We start from the raw sequence: 20,365 nt of genomic DNA, 5'->3' as shown, positions 1-20,365 counted from the left end.
CATTATCTTGCCGGTTCAAAACTTGGTAGTGATACCCCAGAGGATTAGATGGCCAAAGAAGACAATATTGAAATGCAGGGTACCGTACTTGATACGTTGCCTAACACCATGTTTCGCGTAGAGCTGGAAAACGGTCACGTGGTAACTGCGCACATCTCCGGTAAAATGCGCAAAAACTATATCCGCATTTTGACGGGCGACAAAGTGACTGTTGAACTGACCCCGTACGACCTGAGCAAAGGCCGCATTGTCTTCCGTAGTCGCTAATTGTTTTCGCCTGTAAAGGCAGATGAATATGAAATAAGGCCGGGTTAATCCCGGCCTTATTTTTTTATATGATTTGCAGACATCCTGACACAGTTAAAACCAGGGGATGGTAGCCGCGGAACTTAAGCCGTAGGCGGAAAACGTCCCCGAAACGGGCGAATTACCAATCTCGCCGTGCCGGATAAACAGCCGGAACGTCTGCCCCGTGGACAGGCTGCGCAAATTGAGCCAGGGCAAATCGGTCTGCTGTTGGCTCATGCCCGGCAGCCTCTGTTGAGCCTCCTCCTCCGTCAACCAGCCTTTTTTGACCGAACGACGCAACAATCGCTCCGGGCTGCTTTTGACCTGCACGCGGCTCACGCAGCGCCAGCGCGCTATCGCCGGAACCGGGCAGATATCCGTACAATGGCAATAGTCCGTCAGCCCTTTTCGCCACAACGTTGACTCCAGCGCCTGCAGGGCCGAAGCACTCCCGTGCAGACGAAGGCAGGTGCCCGGCTTAAGGTTATGCAGCGGAAAGCTCACGCCAATATCGCCCTTTCCCCGCGCGCCCAGCGCCCGGTGAAGTTTGGCAAACAGTGCCGCCATCAGCACCTCTTCACTGAACTCCGGGTCAGGCAGGACGTGGATCTCAAGGTAGTGATCCATCATGACTCCTTATTCACTCTTCTCGCCAAACACGCCGCCGCGGATCAAAATCGCCATCACGTAATGCTGCTGATCTACCTCTGGCTTGTGCCCTTTCGTCACCCAGTTATCCAGCAGCGTATAAAAGTCCATTTTCTCTTTCGGCTGGCGGCATGCGATACCGCGGCTGGTGACTGAGCCGTAGGGCTCCACGGCAATGGCCCCGAGTTCGTCCACGCGGGGATGCCAGGTATCAATCGTTCTGACCGCGTTGCCGATCTTCTGCGAGTGCATTCCCGCCACGTTATCCACCTGATAAAGCAGGCGGCTCCTGGTGCTGTTGCTGTCGAGCACCAGCTCCTGCGACGGGAATACCTCCTGCCCTTTGCCCAGCAGCACGTTAGCGCTCACCTCCAGCAGGACGAAGCTTTCACCGCGCAGCCCTTTATCGATTTCCTGCGAAAGCGCGTTTAGCGCCTTATCCTGTGCGGTGAAATCCCGCAGCGGATAGTCATGGGCGTTGAACGTCCAGGTCTCACTCCCCTTCTTGACCGTAATCTCAATTTTTTCTGCACCTATGCGGTTACGCCACAGGAAGCGACCGTTCGCCAGGTTGGTGGCATAGCGATGCGCCAGCGCGCTAAAGCCGTGCTCGGCAATGTACCCTTCAATAACCTGCTGCAGGGCATCCTGATAGGCGCGATCGTTACAAACCGACGGTATGGAAAGGTTGCCCAGCACGCGCAGGGTGAATCTCACCTGAAGGGTATCGGCCTCGGCCGGCAGCGCCGCCACGTCCACGCGCTGCAGGTTGGCTTTCTGGATTTCCGCATCCAACTTCGTTGGGTCGTTAACCAGCGCATTTTTCAGGCGGTTGGAAATCGTTCCGCGCACCGCTTTTTCCTGAAGCCGGATCGGCTGCCAGTCCGTCCCTTGCCAGTTTCCCGCGTACATTACCGCGTCTGAGGTTGCCAGCTTGCGCTCGAATGCCAGTACAGAAGCCGTTTTAACGGCAGTTGGAGCCTTTGCCATGTGATAGTCCTTTTTATGAATGTTGTTTTGCTGCCTGCAGCGCGTCGGCGCCCTGGCAGTAGTAGCCGGTTTCCGTGGTGCGGTAGCGCCAGAAAATATCCTCCAGCGACGAAATGCGATGCAGCCCACACCACTCGCCCACGCCGTACACCGCTTCGGTAAAAGCAAATGGCGTCCGATCGTCGCGGGCGTTTGCCACCGCGCCGGGGGCGTAGAGTTCAGAAATGCGCTGGTAACCCGTCATCAGCGGAACCAGATAGCCCGGCCGCGGTTTTGGCACGCGCTGCCAGTCCGCAGGTTCGCCCTCATGGATCTCCCCCTCTTCCGGGGTTTCCGCCTGAAACTTGAGGGCGGCAAAATCAAGCCAGGCGTCCAGCAGGGTGGCCTGCGGGTTATCCTCAAGCAGGCTCTGGTGATGTTCCTCAAGCCAGACGCTGCGATCGCGCAGGACAAAGCCCGGCGTCAGCTGCCACTTCAGGTAAGCCAGCTGTTCATCCGACGTCGGCTTATCCATAACCGCAATATCTTTAATGCTGACGATAATGCCGCCCGCCAGGCGCAGCGTCGGGCAACGTGATTTCAGAAACTCTGCCAGCGCCTGCTGCCCGTAATCGCCGTTAACGATTTCACCGTGACACTCCAGCAGTAGGGAGACGGTCATATGCATTCGCCCCTCTTCGTTGAAGGAGGCAGTTTTTCCCTCGCGCGTCAGCGGGTTGCGCGTCAGGGCAAACTGATACTCGCGCCCAGAGGTATGCGCGTGGAGCTGGTGCCCGTGGCTCACCACGGCGCAGCCCTCCAGCGTCAGCCCGTGGGTTTGCGTCAGGATACGCGACAGGGCGTGGGTGAAGCCTAAAAAGTGGGTGACGGCTGGAAAGCCCCATGTGATGCCCGCAACGGCGTTGGCGTTTTCCACGCGCACGTGACGTAAGAGGATTAGCGTGCTCATTTCAGCGCCTCCCGGATCATTTTTTCCATTTCACGCAGGTTGGTGCGAAGCCTTTCGCGTGTCTCCCATTCCCGTTTTTCTACCGCTCCGACGTCGGGTAAATCTTTCCGCAAGCGGGCGTTCAGCCATATCGAAAAATCAGCGGCGACCTCTTCCAGCCAGTCGTCTTTATCCCGCTCTTTGCGAAATGCCTCGTCGGTTTTCGTTCTCCACGGATCGAGCCAGAGCTGCTGGTGTGTTTTTAACGTCGGGCACCTGAGCGTCCAGCCTTGCCATTTTTCACGCTGCAGTTCTGATACGACAACAAACAGCAGGTCGATAAGCTCGTCGATATACTTATCGCGTGATTCACGGATGTGTCGGTTGTTGTAGTCCTTCGAGCGCGTAAGTAGCGATATCAACCGCTGTACCGCCGTACCTGCCCGCCGGTCAAACTGGCCTCCAGCGGTAAATACCGAGCGCAGATTTACCGGGGGTTTATCCGCACGCTTCCACTGCGGAGGCTGCGCCGAAAGCAGCCAGACCCGCCCGCCGCGCACGCTGTTCAGATAGGAGATATTCTGCGGCTTGGTCCCGCCAAAGTGCATTTCAGCGCTGTCAGGAAAGAGCACAAGAGGCTGCGGATGCCAGGTTTTCTCGCGCCGCGCTTTGCGGATGGCATTTATGTCATCGCCAAAACGAAACGCGAGCATCTTCTGGTGGTAAGCCTGCACCAGCGAGGTGGCAAAGAGAGGGCTGAGGAGATGGTAATCGTCACCCACCGGGAAATAATTCTGCTTTGCCAGCTTGTGCGAAGCGGGCTCACCGGGCGTGAGCGCGCGGGAAAAACCGGTAATCCATTCATCGAGCTGAGCCGCATCGTCCGTGAAGGCTGCAAGCGGGGTACGCTCGCCGCGTTTGAGGCAGGCGAGAAGCGAATCCCCTTCAACGCGGGTTTGCAGCAGCTTTGCCACGTCCAGCGCCGCGGCGTTCCCGACGGCATCGGGGTCTATATCGTCCAATGTCGCGCTGCTGAGATAGCCTTCTTTCTGCGTCGTTTCGCTGTACAGGCTGCTGCTTTTTGAATCCCCGTGCGTAAACTTTGCCGCATGGGTGACCAGGCTAATCTGCCCGGCTCGTCGTGCTGCATCGGTGAGCCAGGTCTGCGGCTCATAGCGAAGCTCAAGCTCCCGGCGCTCAGCTGCCAGAGCTACGCGATCCGCCGCGTCACGCTTTGCCGCGTCTTTATCAAACGCTTCCAGCTTCGTTTGCCGTCGTGCGGCAATATATTCAGCAATAAAAGCGGTCAGTGCTTCTACAGACATACCTGCTCCTGACAATTAGTAATAATCCCTGAAAACACCCAGAATCGGGTGATATCGCCACTGCTCTTTTGATTCCCTCACCGTAATCTCCCCATATCGCGTTGAGACGTCTTTCAGCGCCATCTGCTTCGCCTCGGCCTGCGCCAGCAATATCTCCTGATAGTCCACGGCAATCCACGGCTCCACGCCGTCGGCCAGCTTAATCTCCTGGCGTTCAAAACGCCCCGCATCTTTCAGGCCGCCGTTGGTCTGTATCAGACAAAAAGCGGGCTTGTCGTCTTCCTCTTGCATTCCCAGGTAAAACGTTTCCTGTGATGCCGATTGACGAAACGGCGTGCGCCGTTGCAGCTCGCCGCACCAGGTGAGCGGCAGTCTCCACCAGTGGGCAGCGATGGCCTCGTTCTTGTCAGTAGATTCCAGCAGCGCGGCACGCAGCCGGGTGTGTTCCTGTGCGGCAAAGGCGTTATCCGCTACTGCATCAGTGATTCGCGGCACGGCATTGATGGCACAGTACGCCGCTGCGGGCAGCAGCGTCTGCAAATCATGATCGCTAAACGCGTTTTTTTCCGTCTCAAAACCCGGCTTGCAGTACGCAATAATCTCGCCGCGCAGCGCCTTAATATTGCGGTTCAAAATCACCAGGTTTTCAGTCTCCGGCACTTTTTGACGGTGGCGCTGAATTCGCCCGGCGAACTGGATCAGCGAGCGCATGGAGCTGGGTTCGATAATCCCCCAGTCGGCGCAGAAATCGCGCCCCACCTCTAAAACGGACGTGCCAAGCACCACAAACAGATGGTGCTGGCAGGGCGATTCCAGCGCCTGTTTCACCTCGGGGAGCAGCCAGATTCTGTCGGGATCGTGGCGCGTAAAGGCACTGTCCAGCCGGGCTTCAATGTGCGAGCGCACCACCAGCGGGTGCCGCCCGTGATACACGCAGTAGTGGATGCAGGTATTTTCCGGCGCGGGCATGGCCATCAGCGCCTGCGCCACGGCCACCAGCGGGTTGATGTTTGCCAGCCGTATCAGGCCAAATGACACCGTTTTTCCGCTTACGTGCGTGCTGTGGTGAGCACGGTGAAGGTCATGCATCTGCTGATACAGCGTTTTCGCGACCGCGGAAATAACCGCCTGCGCGCCGGTGGATTCAGGTTCGACGCGGGCAAGTTTCCCCAGCCGCAGAACGGGTTGGTGAGGAAGCTTTTTCAACCGCCCGGCGACAAACCGGGCGTGCGCCTGCTGGAACACCCCACCTTCAGCCACATCCTGCGACTGCGCGCCGTATTCATCAAACCAGGCGCAGCAAATATTAACGGGCCTGTTCGGCTCGCCGCATGCCTGCTGATACGCTTCCCGCCCCGCCCGATATGCCTCGAACAGGGTCTGCGTCAGCGCGGGCGGCAGCGTGGCCGAAGAGAGCAGCACGCGCGAACCGAGCATTCCGGCCCAGTTCACCAGCCGGGAGAGCGCGTGCAGGTCGTTAATATCAAAATCATCGGGCTCGTCCAGCACCAGGTCGCTGGTCATCAGGCGCAGCATAGCGGGGATCTGCCTGCCGCCGCGAATGCCTTCTGTGGCGGGCATCAGATGATCAATAGTCGTGACCAGCACCGGCGCGCTCACCAGCCGGTTAAGCGCAGGCTCGGAAGAGAGCCATTGCTGTGCGATGCCATGACTCACGCTGCCTTCATACTGAACGTACTGATGGCTGGCGAAAAATGCTTCGTCGCTGGCGCTGTTGTCGTCCGGCTCTTCCTCCTTTTTCTGATCTTTAAGCTGTCGTTCATAAAGTTCACGCACGGCAGCCGAACCGGTGACCACGGCAAGCGTGTCCTCATCCAGTCTCAGACGTTCGCGCAGCGCCTGCCCGGTTTGCAGCGTCAGGGTACGCAGGCCCAGTGCGATGCTGAAGCGGCAGCCTGCGTGCTCATCCGCCAGAGCATACATAATGCGGGCATTGGCGAAGGTCTTACCGCAGCCGGTGGATGCCATATTGATGCCAAAAAATCCCTGCGCTGCACTGCGTTCGCGAAGCGCCGACGCCACATCCCAGGCTTTGTTCTGCCACTGAAACCGCTCACCCTTCGCCCGCTCGCGAAAGGTGTTGTGCCGCGCAATCGCGGGCAGCGAACGCCGCAGCCAGGGCAGCGATCGCCCCAGCAGCAGGGCGTGATGCGCCACGCCTGTGCTATGTTCATCCAGCTTTTGTTTTAGCTGAGTGGTGGCGCGATCGCTATTGGCCCACAGATCAAAGTCTTGTGCCTGCCACTGGACGCAGGGTGGTTGTGAAGAATAAAAGTGATCGGCCAGCATCAATGACAGACGGGCAAGGTGCGCGGTAAACAGATTGTCCAGCGTGCCATACTGGCGTAACGACGCTGCATGGCGGGCACGCCTGCCGATCTGCCTGGCTTTTTCACGCCAGACGGCGCTTTTAAAAGGCGTACCCTTGGGGAATGTCCAGACGCTTTTTAAGTCGCTGGCTTGCCACTTATGCTTCTCATTGATCTGGTGATTGAGCGCGTTCCAGTGGACATTCAGCTGACGATCAAGCCAGCCGTCACAGTACTGAAGGTTGGGTCTGGATTGCAGGGATTGCGGCAGGCGGTGATGAGACAGGATCAGCCATGTCACGATCCTCGCCAGCGGAGGCAGTCCCTTTAACGGACTGCCGTCCGTCAGCTGCGGCTCCTTGAGCATTGCTTTCAGCATTCGCGTTTCGTCGGCAGGCTTCAGGTGCTCAAGCGATGCCAGCCACGCCTCGTCGGTCTGCCCTGCGGCAAACCCCTGAAAAAGCCGGGCTGAAATCCATTCATGGCGATAAGGCTGGCAGCGATAATCACTTTTACCCGTCAGGGTCTGCTGAAAGCATTTTCCCGCCTTACCAAAATCGTGAAACAGCCCGGCGATGGCGGCCAGCAGCGCAATACTTTCTGCGCAGTACCAGTGATGTTCAGCTCCGCTTTTCAACACGTTGGATGTCGTGCGGTTTGTCGGCACGCGTCCCTGGGCGTTGAAGCGGCGCAGGTTGCCCACGCTCCAGAGCAATTCCGTCTCACCGCTTTTTTTAATCCAGTGGCAGGCCACCGCGGTATTACGTCGCGCGTGTTTGCGCAATAATTTTCGCAGGGTATTGAGGCCATCAAGGGTTATGGGGGTTTGCCAGGCCGCATCGCCGGTGCGTTCGGCAAACTGGTCAATAATCTGGCAGCTGATTTCACGGGCGCGTTTGGTACAGCGGGAGATAATCAGGACGTTCATTCTGCCACACCCGCCAGTGAGCAAGCCGTTTCCTGAAGCGTCGCGATCATGACGTCCAGCGCGTCTGCCTGCTGAAAGGCGTTGATACAGCGCTGGCGAAACTGCATGTTGTCTTCTCCCTGCATCGCCGCGATAAACGCCTGGGGCATCACCAGCGCATCTTTAATCAGATCCGCAAGATCGAAGACCAGCCCGCCACGCCGGGTTTTGCCGTGCATCACCGCCAGCCCGTGCGGGATCCCCGTCACCCACGCGGCCACCGCAGCAAGCCCGTAGGCCAGATAGTTTCCCTGATCGAGAAACCGGTTAGCCATATCCACACCGCCACCGCGTTTGGCACGGCTAAAATCGCCGTAGCCAACCGCCAGGCTAACCTGTTTATAGAGGGATTTAGTGAGAAGCGCTTCTTTGAGCATCAACGCAGTATGGTCGGCGGAGTTCGACATGTTCTCCCGGGCGCATGCCAGAGACTCAAGCAGCCGGGTTTTATCCGGATGAAACGCCGCCTCGCACTGCATTCTCGACCCCAGCCAGTGTTTCTCTATTTGCTGAAGCCGAATCATTTGAAACTGCTTTGCCGCCTGCAGTCGTTTTTCCTCGTCGAACCAGAACGAGACCCAGTTTTGCAGATACGCCGTGGGCCGATATTCGCTTTGCGGGCATAGCCAGGAGACGTCAATATCCACTTCATTAGCCGAATACAGCGGCGTGCCGTCCGTACCGCAAAAGCCGACCATTACGCCCGCGCGCGCAAATTCCCGCATCGCCATTTGGGTGACCGAGGTCCCCATTCCCAGCATTACGGCGGTGGTATTCGCTATTGGGATGTTCCAGTAAAACGACTCTTTACCTTCCTGAGTGACATATTCCACCCGCCCGCCGTTTACCTGAATACGGCATTTTTCCAGGTAATAGATATTTGCGCGTTTAGAATGAAGGATCGTTTTCAGATCTGAAGGCGTAATGGCTGGCTGGGTCATAGAATATATCTGTTAACGTATCGATGATGATTATGGTATCGATGATGTGTATGTGGGGAATGTGATCCAATTCAAAAAAAGAGTTATTATGAGACATTAAACAAAACTTAACTGTCTAATTTCATTGCCAATTATTTTTAGCAGGCATTAATCGCAAGAATATTATTCAGAAGGGTTATATGTGTTTCAATTTAATGGAATATATATCCACATCGATAGATGATATATTCTAGTAACTTTTGTGTCATTTCCGATTACTAAGTACCTTTATTTGCAGAATTATATTACCAGAAGCGTTAACTCTCTTTTTTGGCAGGCGAGCCGTAAATAAATATACATAGGGGTACGGCAGCGAACTGTACACAAATGACACGGGCGTTACGTTTTATTTCTAAGCTGCCTGTACGGCAGTGGTTCCTCAGGATATCGGTGGTATATGTCTGCATTTAGCGCATAGGTATCAACGCTTATGCTGAGGGCCGTTCGTTCCAGGCGTCGCTGTGCATAATGTTCCCATCGACGATGCGCCAGGTTATTTTATCATACTGAAGGCTCACACTCTCAACGTGGTTGATTTTATCATTAGCCGCAAGTTTCACGTTCGGTACGGCACAGTTAATGCCAGTCACCTTTACGTTCTCCAACAACACAATGTAATAGCAAACCTCCTGACCAGCATCATTAATGTGATAAAACTTAATTTCAGCGCTCTTTAATGCCTGTCCGGTAGATGCAGCTTTATAAAAATAGGGGGTTGACCTATCTACCTCCTTTTCAATCCTCATTGATGAATGTTGACGCGTACCAGTAATTTTACCGTCCGCACTGTCTATCGGGAGATTTAGGCCATGGCTTAACCCTATGATCTCAATACTACCTTCACGGTCCTTCACATCTACTGAGCCTTTAATGTCTGCACCGCCATCATCTTTGAGCCACATATAGGGAGGAATTGGCATACTCTATTACCTTATTTGGTTAAAAAAGTTCATTACTGACAGGTAAATAGTCTCTATTATTAACTAGATAACTATCAACCGGACGTATGTATAAAGCTCGTATAAATAATCCTGACCGATATTTTTAGATCCATAAAGGATTTTACCGAGGCGATCGGCCAAAACGTGATTGAACCACAAGCCATGCGTATGTCGACGCAGGTAGCTGATATATGTTATCTCCTTATTTTACTGAATGTCTTTACCGTTACGAAATAAATAAACACACTGAATGAAAAAACCATCAACATATCAATATTGGTATGCGTTTCGTACATTGTTTCTGCATTCACGTCGCCATAAATCACATTGCATATTTTAGATATCATCTCATGATTGAGATAAGCTTCCGGAGGAGCTAAAAAATAACCGACGCTAAAAGTGATTGTCAGAAACCAGACCGTTTTGATCAACCTAACAGCCCGTTTACGAACAACCATTTTTGTAGCCACCATCAATAACCTCGACCAAGCCACGTGCCATCAGGGAACGCATACAAGGAATCTGAATAAGCTCTGTGTTCATAAGTGCATTGCGAATTAAGGCAAAATCAGAATTATGTGCGATCGTTATACAACCTTCTGACACCGTTCCGGGATGAAGTCTGAACAATCCACGGTAGACGTTTTCAATCCAGGTGCCATCATCTATTCCCCAATCATCCTTATACAAGGCAAACCATTCATCACGTCCAAATTCAGCCCCAAATCTGATTTTGTTCCACTGATCTTGCGCCTTAGCTTTCAATCCTGAAAAGACCCCTCCTGTGCCACGATCAACAATCCAGTATTTACCCGGGGGAATTGGACCCGCACCTTTTATTGCACCACAAGAGCCGCTGTTACGGTAGGCTCCTTTCCCAGAATGGGCCATGAACACGCCAACACCAAAGAGGTTAAAGGGCGCGTAGTCAGCACCGTTAAGCATCATAGTTCCATTTAAAGCCATAATGGTCTTCCATATAGTTTTACGACTGACAGGTCCTCAGTCTTGTTTCCCAAACTTATTAACCATAAACCTAATAAGGATTTAAGAATCTTCATATCTTTTCCTTGATTAATTTGTTATTGACTGCCTGTACGGCAGTGAACTTCATCGGTGGTGCCGGTGCCGTCTGCAATGTTTTCTAAGCTGCCTGTACGGCAGTGAACGCTGGCATCCTCCGCGCCGGTGACGACTTTCGTTTCTAAGCTGCCTGTACGGCAGTGAACACATTGCCACGTGTAGCGCGGCGAAATTTTCTTTTCTAAGCTGCCTGTACGGCAGTGAACCTTAAGCAAGAAACATTTACCCGGCTGTTGCCTTTCTAAGCTGCCTGTACGGCAGTGAACAAATTCACTACGGCGGTTTCATGGAGCCGCCGTTTCTAAGCTGCCTGTACGGCAGTGAACCAACGCGACCTAAAATAGAATCCGCACTTTCTTTTCTAAGCTGCCTGTACGGCAGTGAACTTACTGACACCTCGCGAGGCACCGCGACAAGCTTTCTAAGCTGCCTGTACGGCAGTGAACTCCATAATTTACGCCGTGAACGGAAGCAGCCTTTTCTAAGCTGCCTGTACGGCAGTGAACCGGTAGCCGTGCACCTCACCCTCTGCGCGCCAGTTTCTAAGCAGCCTGTACGGCAGTGAACATAAGCCTGCCGATCACGCTCGAGCCGGCAGTCTTTCTAAGCTGCCTGTACGGCAGTGAACGCCTTGATAAACCTCTCGGGACCGTGGTTGCTTTTCTAAGCTGCCTGTACGGCAGTGAACGATGCCCGCCATGTCCTTGAACCGGTTCGCGCTTTCTAAGCTGCCTGTACGGCAGTGAACAAGAAAATGGCGTTTAAAATTGACTCTTTTTCCTTTCTAAGCTGCCTGTACGGCAGTGAACTATCACTTCGTCGAGCATATCGCTGGCCGCCTTTTCTAAGCTGCCTGTACGGCAGTGAACCAACCGGGTACGAAAATGCAGAAGTTATTAAATTTCTAAGCTGCCTGTACGGCAGTGAACGATGCTCCACAACCTCAAGGTGAGACTTTATATTTCTAAGCTGCCTGTACGGCAGTGAACGGATCAGTCAGGGTAAAGGTGTAATGCGCAAGCTTTCTAAGCTGCCTGTACGGCAGTGAACCCGTATTCAAGCAACATCACACGTGTCCCGAGCTTTCTAAGCTGCCTGTACGGCAGTGAACGACAGACCGGAAATTATTAATCAGTAATTTCGATTTCTAAGCTGCCTGTACGGCAGTGAACGTAACTTGCCATTCTCAAGCGGGTAGTTTTCCTTTCTAAGCTGCCTGTACGGCAGTGAACAACCTTAATTTATTACGCCGCTTTGAGTAGCTCTTTCTAAGCTGCCTGTACGGCAGTGAACTGGAAATACCGCACTCAACACCGCCACCATTATTTCTAAGCTGCCTGTACGGCAGTGAACATTTCTTCGCCCTCTGGTTTAACCACGCTGTCATTTCTAAGCTGCCTGTACGGCAGTGAACGAGCCGGTGCCGCCGCCCGTAGTGCTTGATATTTTTCTAAGCTGCCTGTACGGCAGTGAACAACGATCCGAATATACCGACGGCGGCCGACGTTTTCTAAGCTGCCTGTACGGCAGTGAACGTTAACGACTTTCTGGAGCGTGCACAATGATATTTCTAAGCTGCCTGTACGGCAGTGAACATAAGCCGGGGAGAGGTCGCTTTCCAGTGATTTTTCTAAGCTGCCTGTACGGCAGTGAACCGAAAGAAACGTTCAAAGCGCCTTATATCAAATTTCTAAGCTGCCTGTACGGCAGTGAACCGCTTAATCGGCGCATCAATGGCGCTCTCTGTTTTCTAAGCTGCCTGTACGGCAGTGAACCTCATATTCTCCGCCCACCTCCAGCCAATATATTTCTAAGCTGCCTGTACGGCAGTGAACTTTGATCCGTATTCGCCGCACGCAAAATAACGTTTCTAAGCTGCCTGTACGGCAGTGAACTCCCAGTCAGCTATTGCGGCTGAATGCTCCATGTTTCTAAGCTGCCTGTACGGCAGTGAACAACCACCTGAACATTCTATTTCACCTCACGGATTTCTAAGCTGCCTGTACGGCAGTGAACTGAGGAAGAACTGGAGCTGGCGCGCATCGCGCTTTTCTAAGCTGCCTGTACGGCAGTGAACCTGACGCCTCAAAAAGCGCCTGAATATTTTCTTTTCTAAGCTGCCTGTACGGCAGTGAACTGGCGTAGGCTCATCAGTACGCTGCCCATCACTTTCTAAGCTGCCTGTACGGCAGTGAACGTGTAGAGGGTGACTCTATGACGTCTCCGGTCTTTCTAAGCTGCCTGTACGGCAGTGAACTCTTCTGCTGCGCTGCTCAGCAGCTGCGCAGTTTTCTAAGCTGCCTGTACGGCAGTGAACTAGCTGTTCAAATCTGTCGTGCAGGGTTTGCGTTTCTAAGCTGCCTGTACGGCAGTGAACATGAGGGTATGTTTGATAAAGTTGAGGACTTCTTTTCTAAGCTGCCTGTACGGCAGTGAACTGGAAGAAAACAACAATACCCTATTGTTCTAAAAGAAAAAAATCAACTTTCTCTGTCTGAACCCTTTTTTCCAGCCATTAATTTCATTATTCATAAATCAATAACTTAGAAAGGCATTCAAAAAAAGGGTTCCGCAGTTATGCGTCAGTTTACGTCCTGACAAACTCTTTCACGTCAGGGAATAAGATGCACAACCGTGTTTTGGCAACGAGGCACAACCATGTCATCAGCCATTGAGTGCGTAATGTCATGCAGCAGGCCCGTCAGATGCGGGAGCATGTCGCGGTCAAAATGCGAAATCAGCAGGACGTGATTGAGCGCGCGGCAGTAATCGCACTTCGTTTCCGTATCATCCAGCAGCCACTCCTTGTGCTGCGGCTGCTCGTCTTCAAATTCCACGACGCGAAAATCGCTCATCGATTCCGCAAGCCCTTCCTTCACTGCATCCAGATAGGCACCGAGGCAGCGGCATACAGGCTGCGTTTGCGGCAGCGAATTGCAGTCCAGCAGAATTTCGACCAGCAGCTTGCAGCGTTCGACAAGGACGGGGAGATCGGGTTTGAGGGAGAATTCGCTGTAGAGATGGGCGAAATTGTTTTCTGTATTCATTGGGTAATTCCTTCACACACTTTGAATTTACCACCGCAGGAAACGCCAATTCTCTGGCGGCGGGCGAAAAGGAATTGGCGTACCAGTGTGTGTGCTTACTGGCGCTTCAAAGAAGCTTCCGATTCGCCCGCCAGATGCAGAATGATACCCTTTTCTTTAGGGCGAACGAAGCCTGCAGCAATAACTGCTGCTCACACACTTTCAGGACGCCAATCCCGACACCTGATTTTGCAGGTGCGCCGCCAATTTATCACTGTGAATTTATCCAGCAACCGACTTAGAAAGAAACTGGAAAGCGCCTCGCAAAATTCCTCTGCGGTCAGATGCCCTCACCCTGACCCTCTCCCACGGGGAGAGGGTAAAAACACCAAAAACAGCAACTTACGTTGCTGTTTTGCTTTTACCTTGCCTCACCCTGACCCTCTCCCACAGGGAGAGGGAACAAACACTCAATACGACAGCGCTGTTGCCGCTTTTCTTCCTCTTCCCGGCCCTTTCCACGGGGAGTGGAAGAAAAGCGGGCACAAAAAAGCCGGGTTAAAAACCCGGCTTTTATACTAAAACGACTTAGTGTGCCGCTTCCGGCTTGTGCTTCGCCGCACTCTGGAAGTCGTAAGTCAGCTCGTTCTTCGCCTGGTCCAGCGCTACGGTGACCTGGCCGCCGTCCACCAGCGAGCCGAACAGCAGCTCGTTCGCCAGCGGTTTCTTCAGGTTGTCCTGAATCACGCGCGCCATCGGACGGGCGCCCATCGCACGGTCGTAGCCTTTCTCGGCCAGCCAGTTGCGGGCCTCCTGGCTGACTTCCAGCGACACGCCTTTCTGGTCCAGCTGAACCTGCAGCTCGACGATGAACTTATCCACCACCTGATGGATCACCTCGGTAGACAGGTGATCGAACCAGATAATGTTGTCCAGACGGTTGCGGAACTCCGGCGTGAAGATCTTCTTGATCTCCTCCATCGCATCGGTGCTGTTGTCCTGGTGGATCAGGCCGATGGATTTACGCTCGGTTTCACGCACCCCGGCGTTGGTGGTCATCACCAGCACCACGTTGCGGAAGTCCGCCTTGCGCCCGTTGTTGTCGGTCAGCGTCCCGTTGTCCATCACCTGCAGCAGGATGTTGAACACGTCCGGGTGCGCCTTCTCGATTTCATCGAGCAGCAGAACCGCGTGCGGATGCTTGATCACCGCGTCGGTGAGCAGGCCGCCCTGGTCAAAGCCCACGTAGCCCGGAGGCGCACCAATCAGGCGGCTGACGGTGTGGCGCTCCATGTACTCGGACATATCAAAGCGCAGCAGCTCAATGCCCAGCGCTTTGGAAAGCTGGACCGTCACCTCGGTTTTCCCGACGCCGGTTGGGCCAGCGAACAGGAAGGAACCGACCGGCTTGTGGTCATGCCCCAGCCCGGCGCGCGCCATCTTGATCGCTTCGGTTAAGGCCTCAATGGCTTTATCCTGACCAAAGACCAGCATTTTCAGGCGATTGCCGAGGGTGCGCAGCGTGTCGCGGTCGCTCTGAGAAACGCTCTTCTCAGGGATACGCGCGATGCGGGCCACCACGGACTCAATATCCGCCACGTTAACCGTTTTCTTGCGCTTGCTGGCCGGCATCAGGCGCGCACGCGCACCTGCTTCATCGATCACGTCAATCGCCTTGTCCGGCAGGTGACGGTCGTTGATGTATTTCACCGCCAGCTCCACCGCCGCACGCACCGCTTTCGCGGTATAACGCACGTCGTGGTGCGCTTCGTACTTGGTTTTCAGGCCGTTGATGATCTGCACCGTTTCGTCAACGGACGGCTCGGTGACGTCGATTTTCTGGAAGCGACGCGCCAGCGCGCGGTCTTTCTCGAAAATGTTGCTGAACTCCTGATAGGTCGTGGAGCCCATCACGCGGATCTTGCCGCTGGAGAGCAGCGGTTTGATCAGGTTAGCGGCATCGACCTGGCCGCCGGACGCCGCGCCCGCGCCGATGATGGTATGGATTTCATCGATGAACAGGATGCTGTTGGTGTCCTGCTCCAGCTGTTTCAGCAGCGCCTTAAAGCGTTTTTCAAAATCGCCGCGGTATTTGGTGCCCGCCAGCAGCGAGCCGATATCCAGCGAGTAGATGGTGCAGTCGGCAATCACTTCCGGCACGTCGCCCTGCACGATACGCCAGGCCAGCCCTTCGGCGATGGCGGTTTTCCCCACGCCGGATTCCCCCACCAGCAGCGGGTTGTTTTTGCGGCGGCGGCACAGCACCTGGATCGCACGCTCCAGCTCTTTATCGCGACCAATCAGCGGATCGATACCGCCCACGCGAGCAAGCTGGTTAAGATTGGTGGTGAAGTTTTCCATACGATCCTCCCCGCCTGCTTGCTCTTCGCTGTTGTTGATCTGATTGCTGGAGTCCGAGGCCTGGTTCGGCTCGTCTTTCCGCGTTCCGTGAGAAATAAAGTTCACCACGTCGAGTCGGCTGACTTCGTGCTTGCGCAGCAGGTAGGCCGCCTGGGACTCCTGCTCGCTGAAGATGGCCACCAGCACGTTCGCACCGGTGACTTCGCTACGCCCGGAAGACTGGACGTGGAAAACCGCGCGCTGCAGCACGCGCTGGAAGCTGAGCGTCGGCTGCGTGTCGCGCTCTTCTTCACTGGCAGGCAGCACCGGTGTGGTTTGTTCGATGAAGGCTTCGAGTTCCTGACGTAGCGCCACCAGGTCCACGGAGCAGGCTTCCAGCGCTTCGCGGGCGGACGGGTTGCTAAGCAGTGCGAGCAGTAAATGCTCGACGGTCATAAACTCATGTCGGTGCTCACGCGCTCTGGCGAAAGCCATGTTTAAACTGAGTTCCAGTTCTTGATTGAGCATAGGCACCTCCCCCAATTTTATGCCTTATCAGGCCTTTTCCAGCGTACACAGCAACGGATGCTCGTTCTCCCTCGCATAATCGTTCACCATCGCTACTTTGGTTTCCGCCACTTCTGCCGTAAAAATGCCGCAGATGGCTTTGCCTCGATAATGAACGGTAAGCATCAGTTGCGTTGCACGTTCTACATCATAAGAAAAGAACTTTTGTAGCACGTCAATAACAAATTCCATCGGCGTGTAGTCATCGTTCATTAACATAACTTTATACATAGATGGCGGTTTTAGCGCGTCGCGCACTTTGTCTTCCGCCAGCTGGTCGAAATCCAGCCAGTCGTTGGTCTTACCCATGATGCATCATCTTCTTGAATCTACCTCAGATGTTAGATAACAATCATCTATTACTGTCATCCGCGATGTCTGTCACAAACTGTTGCAATAGCGTTAACTGCTTCAAATTTTGGTTGATTATTGTCCCAACTCCAGCGCCAAACGCTTGACGGCTTCTTTCGTTTATCTAAATTGTACAAGCGTGAGTTGGCGAGGTTTTGAACAGCCTCCACTCCACCACCGGTTCATTCCATCTTAATTTATAAGATTTACGAAGGAAGTCGAAGCATGGAAATGGGTACTGTTAAGTGGTTCAACAACGCCAAAGGGTTTGGGTTCATCTGCCCTGAAGGCGGCGGCGAGGATATCTTCGCTCACTATTCCACCATTCAGATGGATGGTTACAGGACGCTCAAAGCCGGGCAGTCCGTTCAGTTCGACGTACACCAGGGGCCAAAGGGCAATCACGCCAGTCTTATCGTCCCCGTTATTGAAGCAGAAGCGGTCGCAACGGTCGCGTAGCGCTCTGTTTAATTGTGTACACCCCGCAGGCAAAATGCCAGCCCGATCGGCTGGCATTTTTATTTTCGGGTTATTCCCGCGCCAGCGCGTCTACCGGATCAAGCCGCGCGGCATTGCGTGCCGGGAGCCAGCCGAACAAAATGCCGGTGAAGGTCGAACACAAAAACGCGGTGAGGATCGCCACCGGCGAGAAGCCAATCTCCCAGCCCGGTAAAAAGAGCTGAAGCGCAAAGGCAATCATCATCGACAGCGCAATGCCCATCGCACCGCCCACCAGGCACACCAGCACCGCTTCAATCAAAAACTGCTGCAGCACGTCGCTGGCGCGAGCGCCCACCGCCATGCGGATGCCGATTTCGCGCGTACGCTCCGTCACCGACACCAGCATGATATTCATCACCCCGATGCCGCCGACGACCAGCGAAATGACCGCCACCAGCGTCAGGAACAGCTGAAGAGTACGTGTGGTCTTTTCCGCGGTTTTCAAGAGGCCGTCCATGTTCCAGGTGAAGAAATCCTTCTTCCCGTGGCGCAGCGTCAGCAGGCGCTCAAGCTGCTGCTCGGCGAGCGCGCTGTCGTAACCTTCCTTCACGCGAACGGTGATCGAGTTCAGCCAGGACTGCCCCATAATTCGCCCGGAGATGGTGGAATACGGTAGCCACACGCGCAGGATTTTACTGCTGCCAAACATCGACTGCTTCTCTTCGGCTACGCCGATGACCGTCGCAGGCATGTTGCCGACGAGGATCACCTCCCCCACCACGTTAGTTTTGTTCGGGAAAAGCTGCCTGCGCGAATTGTCGTCCAGCACAACCACCTGCGCCCTGCCCGCGAGCTGCTCGGCGTTGAAGGTCGCGCCCTGGCTAAAGGTCATGCCGTAGACGTTAAAATAGTCCCCGCTGACGCCGTTCGCGCTTGCCGCCACGTCGATGTTGCCGTAGCGCAGGCGCAGGTTTTGCGACACCGCGGGCGTGGCCGAATTGACCCACGGCTGCCGTTGGATGGCCGCCAGGTCGTCATACTTTAAGGACTGCTGGTACTGCGGCTCGTCGTCGCCGAAATCTTTACCGGGGTAGACGTCAATCGTGTTGGTGCCAATAGCGCGGATATCCGCCAGCACCAGCTGTTTTGCCGCGTCGCCCACCACCACAATCGACACCACCGAGGCGATGCCGATGATGATGCCGAGCATGGTCAGCAGCGTGCGCATCTTGTTGGCCGCCATCGCCAGCCAGGCCATGGTGAGCGCCTCGCGAAAGCCGCTGGAGAACTGGCTCCAGCCGGTGGAGACCGGCAGCGGCTCTTTCGGTGCCGCAGCGCGCGACTCGCGCGGCGGCGGGTTGCTGACCAGCTCGCCGTCGTGGATCTCAATGATGCGCTCCGCCTGCGCCGCCACCTGCGGGTCGTGGGTCACGATAATCACCGTATGCCCCTGATCGCGCAGCTGGTGGAGGATCGCCATCACCTCTTCACCCGAATGGCTGTCGAGCGCCCCGGTTGGTTCATCCGCGAGGATCACCTGACCGCCGTTCATCAGCGCCCGGGCGATGCTCACGCGCTGCTGCTGGCCGCCGGAAAGCTGCGACGGCTGATACTCCACGCGCTCCGCCAGCCCCAGACGCGCCAGCAGCGCCTTCGCGCGCTCGAGGCGCTTTTTGCGCTCCACGCCCGCGTACACCGCCGGGACCTCAACGTTCTGCGCCGCGCTCAGGTGCGAAAGCAGATGGTAGCGCTGAAAGATAAACCCAAAGTGCTCGCGGCGCAGCTTTGCCAGCGCGTCGCCGTCCAGCGTAGAGACGTCCGTCCCCGCCACGCGGTAGGTGCCGCTGGTCGGTTTATCCAGGCAGCCGAGGATATTCATCAGCGTCGATTTACCGGAGCCGGACGCGCCGACAATCGCCACCATCTCTCCCGCTTCCACGCGCAGGGTGATCCCTTTCAGCACCTCCACCGGCCCGTCGCCGGACGGGTAGCTGCGGCGAATATCGTTTAGCTCAAGCAGCGCCGTCATTTAGCCGCTCCGGGCAGGCTTTCGCTGGTGACGACCTCTTCGCCCTCTTCCAGGCCTTTCACCACCACCACGTCGGTGTCGTTGCGCTCGCCAATGGTCACCTCGCGCTCGCGGGTTTCGCCGTTGCGCAGCACTTTGACCTTATAGCGGCTGTCGCCAGCGGATTCGCCCAGCGCGGAGAGCGGGATGGTGAGGACGTTTTTCACGCCGGTCAGCTGAATGTGCACCTGGGCGGTCATGTCCAGACGCAGCACGCCCTGCGGGTTCGGCACCTCAAAGCGGGCGTAATAGAAGATGGCGTCGTTCACCTTCTCCGGCGTCGGCAGGATATCCTTCAGCACGCCCTCGTAGCGGGTTTGCGGATCGCCGAGCACCGTGAACCAGGCCTTTTGCCCGGGCTTAAGGTGAATAACGTCGGCCTCTGATACCTGCGCCTTGACCAGCATGGTGCTCATATCGGCCAGGGTCAGGATGTTCGGCGCCTGCTGCGCCGCAATCACCGTTTGCCCCTGGAGGGTGGTGATTTGGGTCACTTCACCGGCCATCGGCGCAACGATTTTGGTGTAGTCGAGGTTGGTTTTCGCCGTATCCAACGAGGCCTGGTTACGCTTGATTTGCGCGTCGATGGTGCCAATCTGCGCCTGCTTGACCGCGACTTCCGTGGCGGCGGTGTCCAGATCCTGCCGGGAAATGGCCTGCGTTTTTGCCAGCGCCTGCTGGCGGCTCAGCGTCACCTGTGCAAGGCGGCTCTCCGCCTGCGCCTGGCTGCGCTGCGCGCGCAGCTCCATCAGCGTTGCTTCCACCTCGCGGATCTGGTTTTCGGCCTGCTCGGGGTCGATCACGCCGAGCAGCTGGCCTTTTTGCACCTTGTCGCCAATCTCAACCGACAGCGTTTTCAGCTGGCCGCTCACCTGCGCGCCCACGTCCACCTTGCGCAGCGCGTCGAGCTTGCCCGTCGCCAGCACGTTTTGCTGCAGCTCGCCGGGGCGAACAATCAGCGTCTGGTACTGGGGCACGGGCGCGTTCAGCACCTGCCATAGCCAATACACGCCGATCAATATCACTACCGCCAGCAGCAGAAAGAGCTTCCCGCGTTTTCCCTTAAGGTTCATAAATATTCCAATTAATTGT

General features: G+C 55.3%; 15 protein-coding genes and 1 CRISPR repeat array. Of the genes, 2 read left to right on the top strand and 13 right to left on the bottom strand.

Going from position 1 to position 20,365, the window contains the following annotated elements; genetic code table 11:
* Positions 1-48 precede the first annotated feature (48 nt).
* The gene (gene infA / locus DBY73_RS17250; protein ID WP_002211347.1) at positions 49-267 is read left to right on the top strand and encodes a translation initiation factor IF-1; all 219 of its coding nucleotides are present in this window, start codon (positions 49-51) and stop codon (positions 265-267) included.
* 93 nt (positions 268-360) lie between these two features.
* Here infA and cas6f read toward each other — a convergent pair whose 3' ends face one another.
* From cas6f to clpS, 11 genes are all read right to left on the bottom strand, one after another.
* The gene (cas6f, locus tag DBY73_RS17245) at positions 361-915 is read right to left on the bottom strand and encodes a type I-F CRISPR-associated endoribonuclease Cas6/Csy4 (RefSeq protein ID WP_112012293.1); all 555 of its coding nucleotides are present in this window, start codon (positions 913-915) and stop codon (positions 361-363) included.
* A gap of 9 nt (positions 916-924) precedes the next feature.
* Positions 925-1,926 (bottom strand): type I-F CRISPR-associated protein Csy3, encoded by a 1,002-nt coding sequence (gene csy3 / locus DBY73_RS17240; RefSeq protein ID WP_112012292.1) that lies wholly within the window; start codon positions 1,924-1,926, stop codon positions 925-927.
* A 13-nt stretch (positions 1,927-1,939) separates the two neighbouring features.
* Positions 1,940-2,875 carry a type I-F CRISPR-associated protein Csy2 gene (csy2, locus tag DBY73_RS17235; RefSeq protein WP_112012291.1) on the bottom strand — a complete coding sequence of 312 codons (936 nt, stop codon included), beginning with the start codon at positions 2,873-2,875 and terminating at the stop codon, positions 1,940-1,942.
* A complete protein-coding gene (csy1, locus tag DBY73_RS17230) occupies positions 2,872-4,179 on the bottom strand; it encodes a type I-F CRISPR-associated protein Csy1 (protein WP_112012290.1) in 1,308 nt (435 codons plus the stop codon). The genes csy2 and csy1 overlap by 4 nt, the downstream gene beginning before the upstream one ends.
* A 15-nt stretch (positions 4,180-4,194) precedes the next feature.
* Positions 4,195-7,437, bottom strand: coding sequence for a type I-F CRISPR-associated helicase Cas3f (gene cas3f, locus DBY73_RS17225; protein ID WP_112012289.1), 3,243 nt, complete (start codon positions 7,435-7,437; stop codon positions 4,195-4,197).
* Positions 7,434-8,417: a type I-F CRISPR-associated endonuclease Cas1f gene (gene cas1f, locus DBY73_RS17220; protein WP_112012288.1), complete on the bottom strand. Its 984-nt coding sequence runs from the start codon at positions 8,415-8,417 to the stop codon at positions 7,434-7,436. Before cas1f ends, cas3f begins: the two co-directional genes overlap by 4 nt.
* Before the next feature lie 467 nt (positions 8,418-8,884).
* Complete coding sequence (gene tssD / locus DBY73_RS17215; protein ID WP_112012287.1) at positions 8,885-9,376, bottom strand: type VI secretion system tube protein TssD; 492 nt, start codon at positions 9,374-9,376, stop codon at positions 8,885-8,887.
* A 465-nt stretch (positions 9,377-9,841) separates the two neighbouring features.
* Entirely contained in the window at positions 9,842-10,363 is a 522-nt protein-coding gene (locus DBY73_RS17205) for a DUF2778 domain-containing protein (protein WP_112012285.1), read from the bottom strand.
* A gap of 115 nt (positions 10,364-10,478) precedes the next feature.
* Positions 10,479-12,918: a CRISPR direct-repeat array (repeat unit 28 nt; unit sequence TTTCTAAGCTGCCTGTACGGCAGTGAAC).
* A 174-nt stretch (positions 12,919-13,092) separates the two neighbouring features.
* Positions 13,093-13,527, bottom strand: coding sequence for a hypothetical protein (locus tag DBY73_RS17200; protein WP_112012284.1), 435 nt, complete (start codon positions 13,525-13,527; stop codon positions 13,093-13,095).
* 567 nt (positions 13,528-14,094) lie between these two features.
* Positions 14,095-16,374, bottom strand: coding sequence for an ATP-dependent Clp protease ATP-binding subunit ClpA (gene clpA, locus DBY73_RS17195; protein WP_112012283.1), 2,280 nt, complete (start codon positions 16,372-16,374; stop codon positions 14,095-14,097).
* A gap of 27 nt (positions 16,375-16,401) precedes the next feature.
* Positions 16,402-16,722 carry an ATP-dependent Clp protease adapter ClpS gene (gene clpS / locus DBY73_RS17190; RefSeq protein ID WP_006174393.1) on the bottom strand — a complete coding sequence of 107 codons (321 nt, stop codon included), beginning with the start codon at positions 16,720-16,722 and terminating at the stop codon, positions 16,402-16,404.
* A gap of 267 nt (positions 16,723-16,989) precedes the next feature.
* Between clpS and cspD the strand changes: the two genes are divergently transcribed.
* Complete coding sequence (cspD, locus tag DBY73_RS17185) at positions 16,990-17,223, top strand: cold shock-like protein CspD (protein ID WP_112012282.1); 234 nt, start codon at positions 16,990-16,992, stop codon at positions 17,221-17,223.
* Between the two features lie 70 nt (positions 17,224-17,293).
* On the opposite strand, the gene macB is transcribed toward cspD, so the two are convergent.
* Positions 17,294-19,234, bottom strand: a complete 1,941-nt coding sequence (gene macB, locus DBY73_RS17180) for a macrolide ABC transporter ATP-binding protein/permease MacB (RefSeq protein ID WP_112012281.1) — start codon at positions 19,232-19,234, stop codon at positions 17,294-17,296.
* Positions 19,231-20,346, bottom strand: a complete 1,116-nt coding sequence (gene macA / locus DBY73_RS17175) for a macrolide transporter subunit MacA (RefSeq protein ID WP_112012280.1) — start codon at positions 20,344-20,346, stop codon at positions 19,231-19,233. Before macA ends, macB begins: the two co-directional genes overlap by 4 nt.
* Positions 20,347-20,365: the final 19 nt, after the last annotated feature.

Origin of the sequence: Enterobacter sp. RIT418 (assembly GCF_003057745.1) — a bacterium.
Taxonomy (GTDB): domain Bacteria; phylum Pseudomonadota; class Gammaproteobacteria; order Enterobacterales; family Enterobacteriaceae; genus Enterobacter.
The sequence above is the reverse complement of the archived record's forward strand: the minus strand, read 5'-3'. Positions and strand labels throughout refer to the sequence as shown.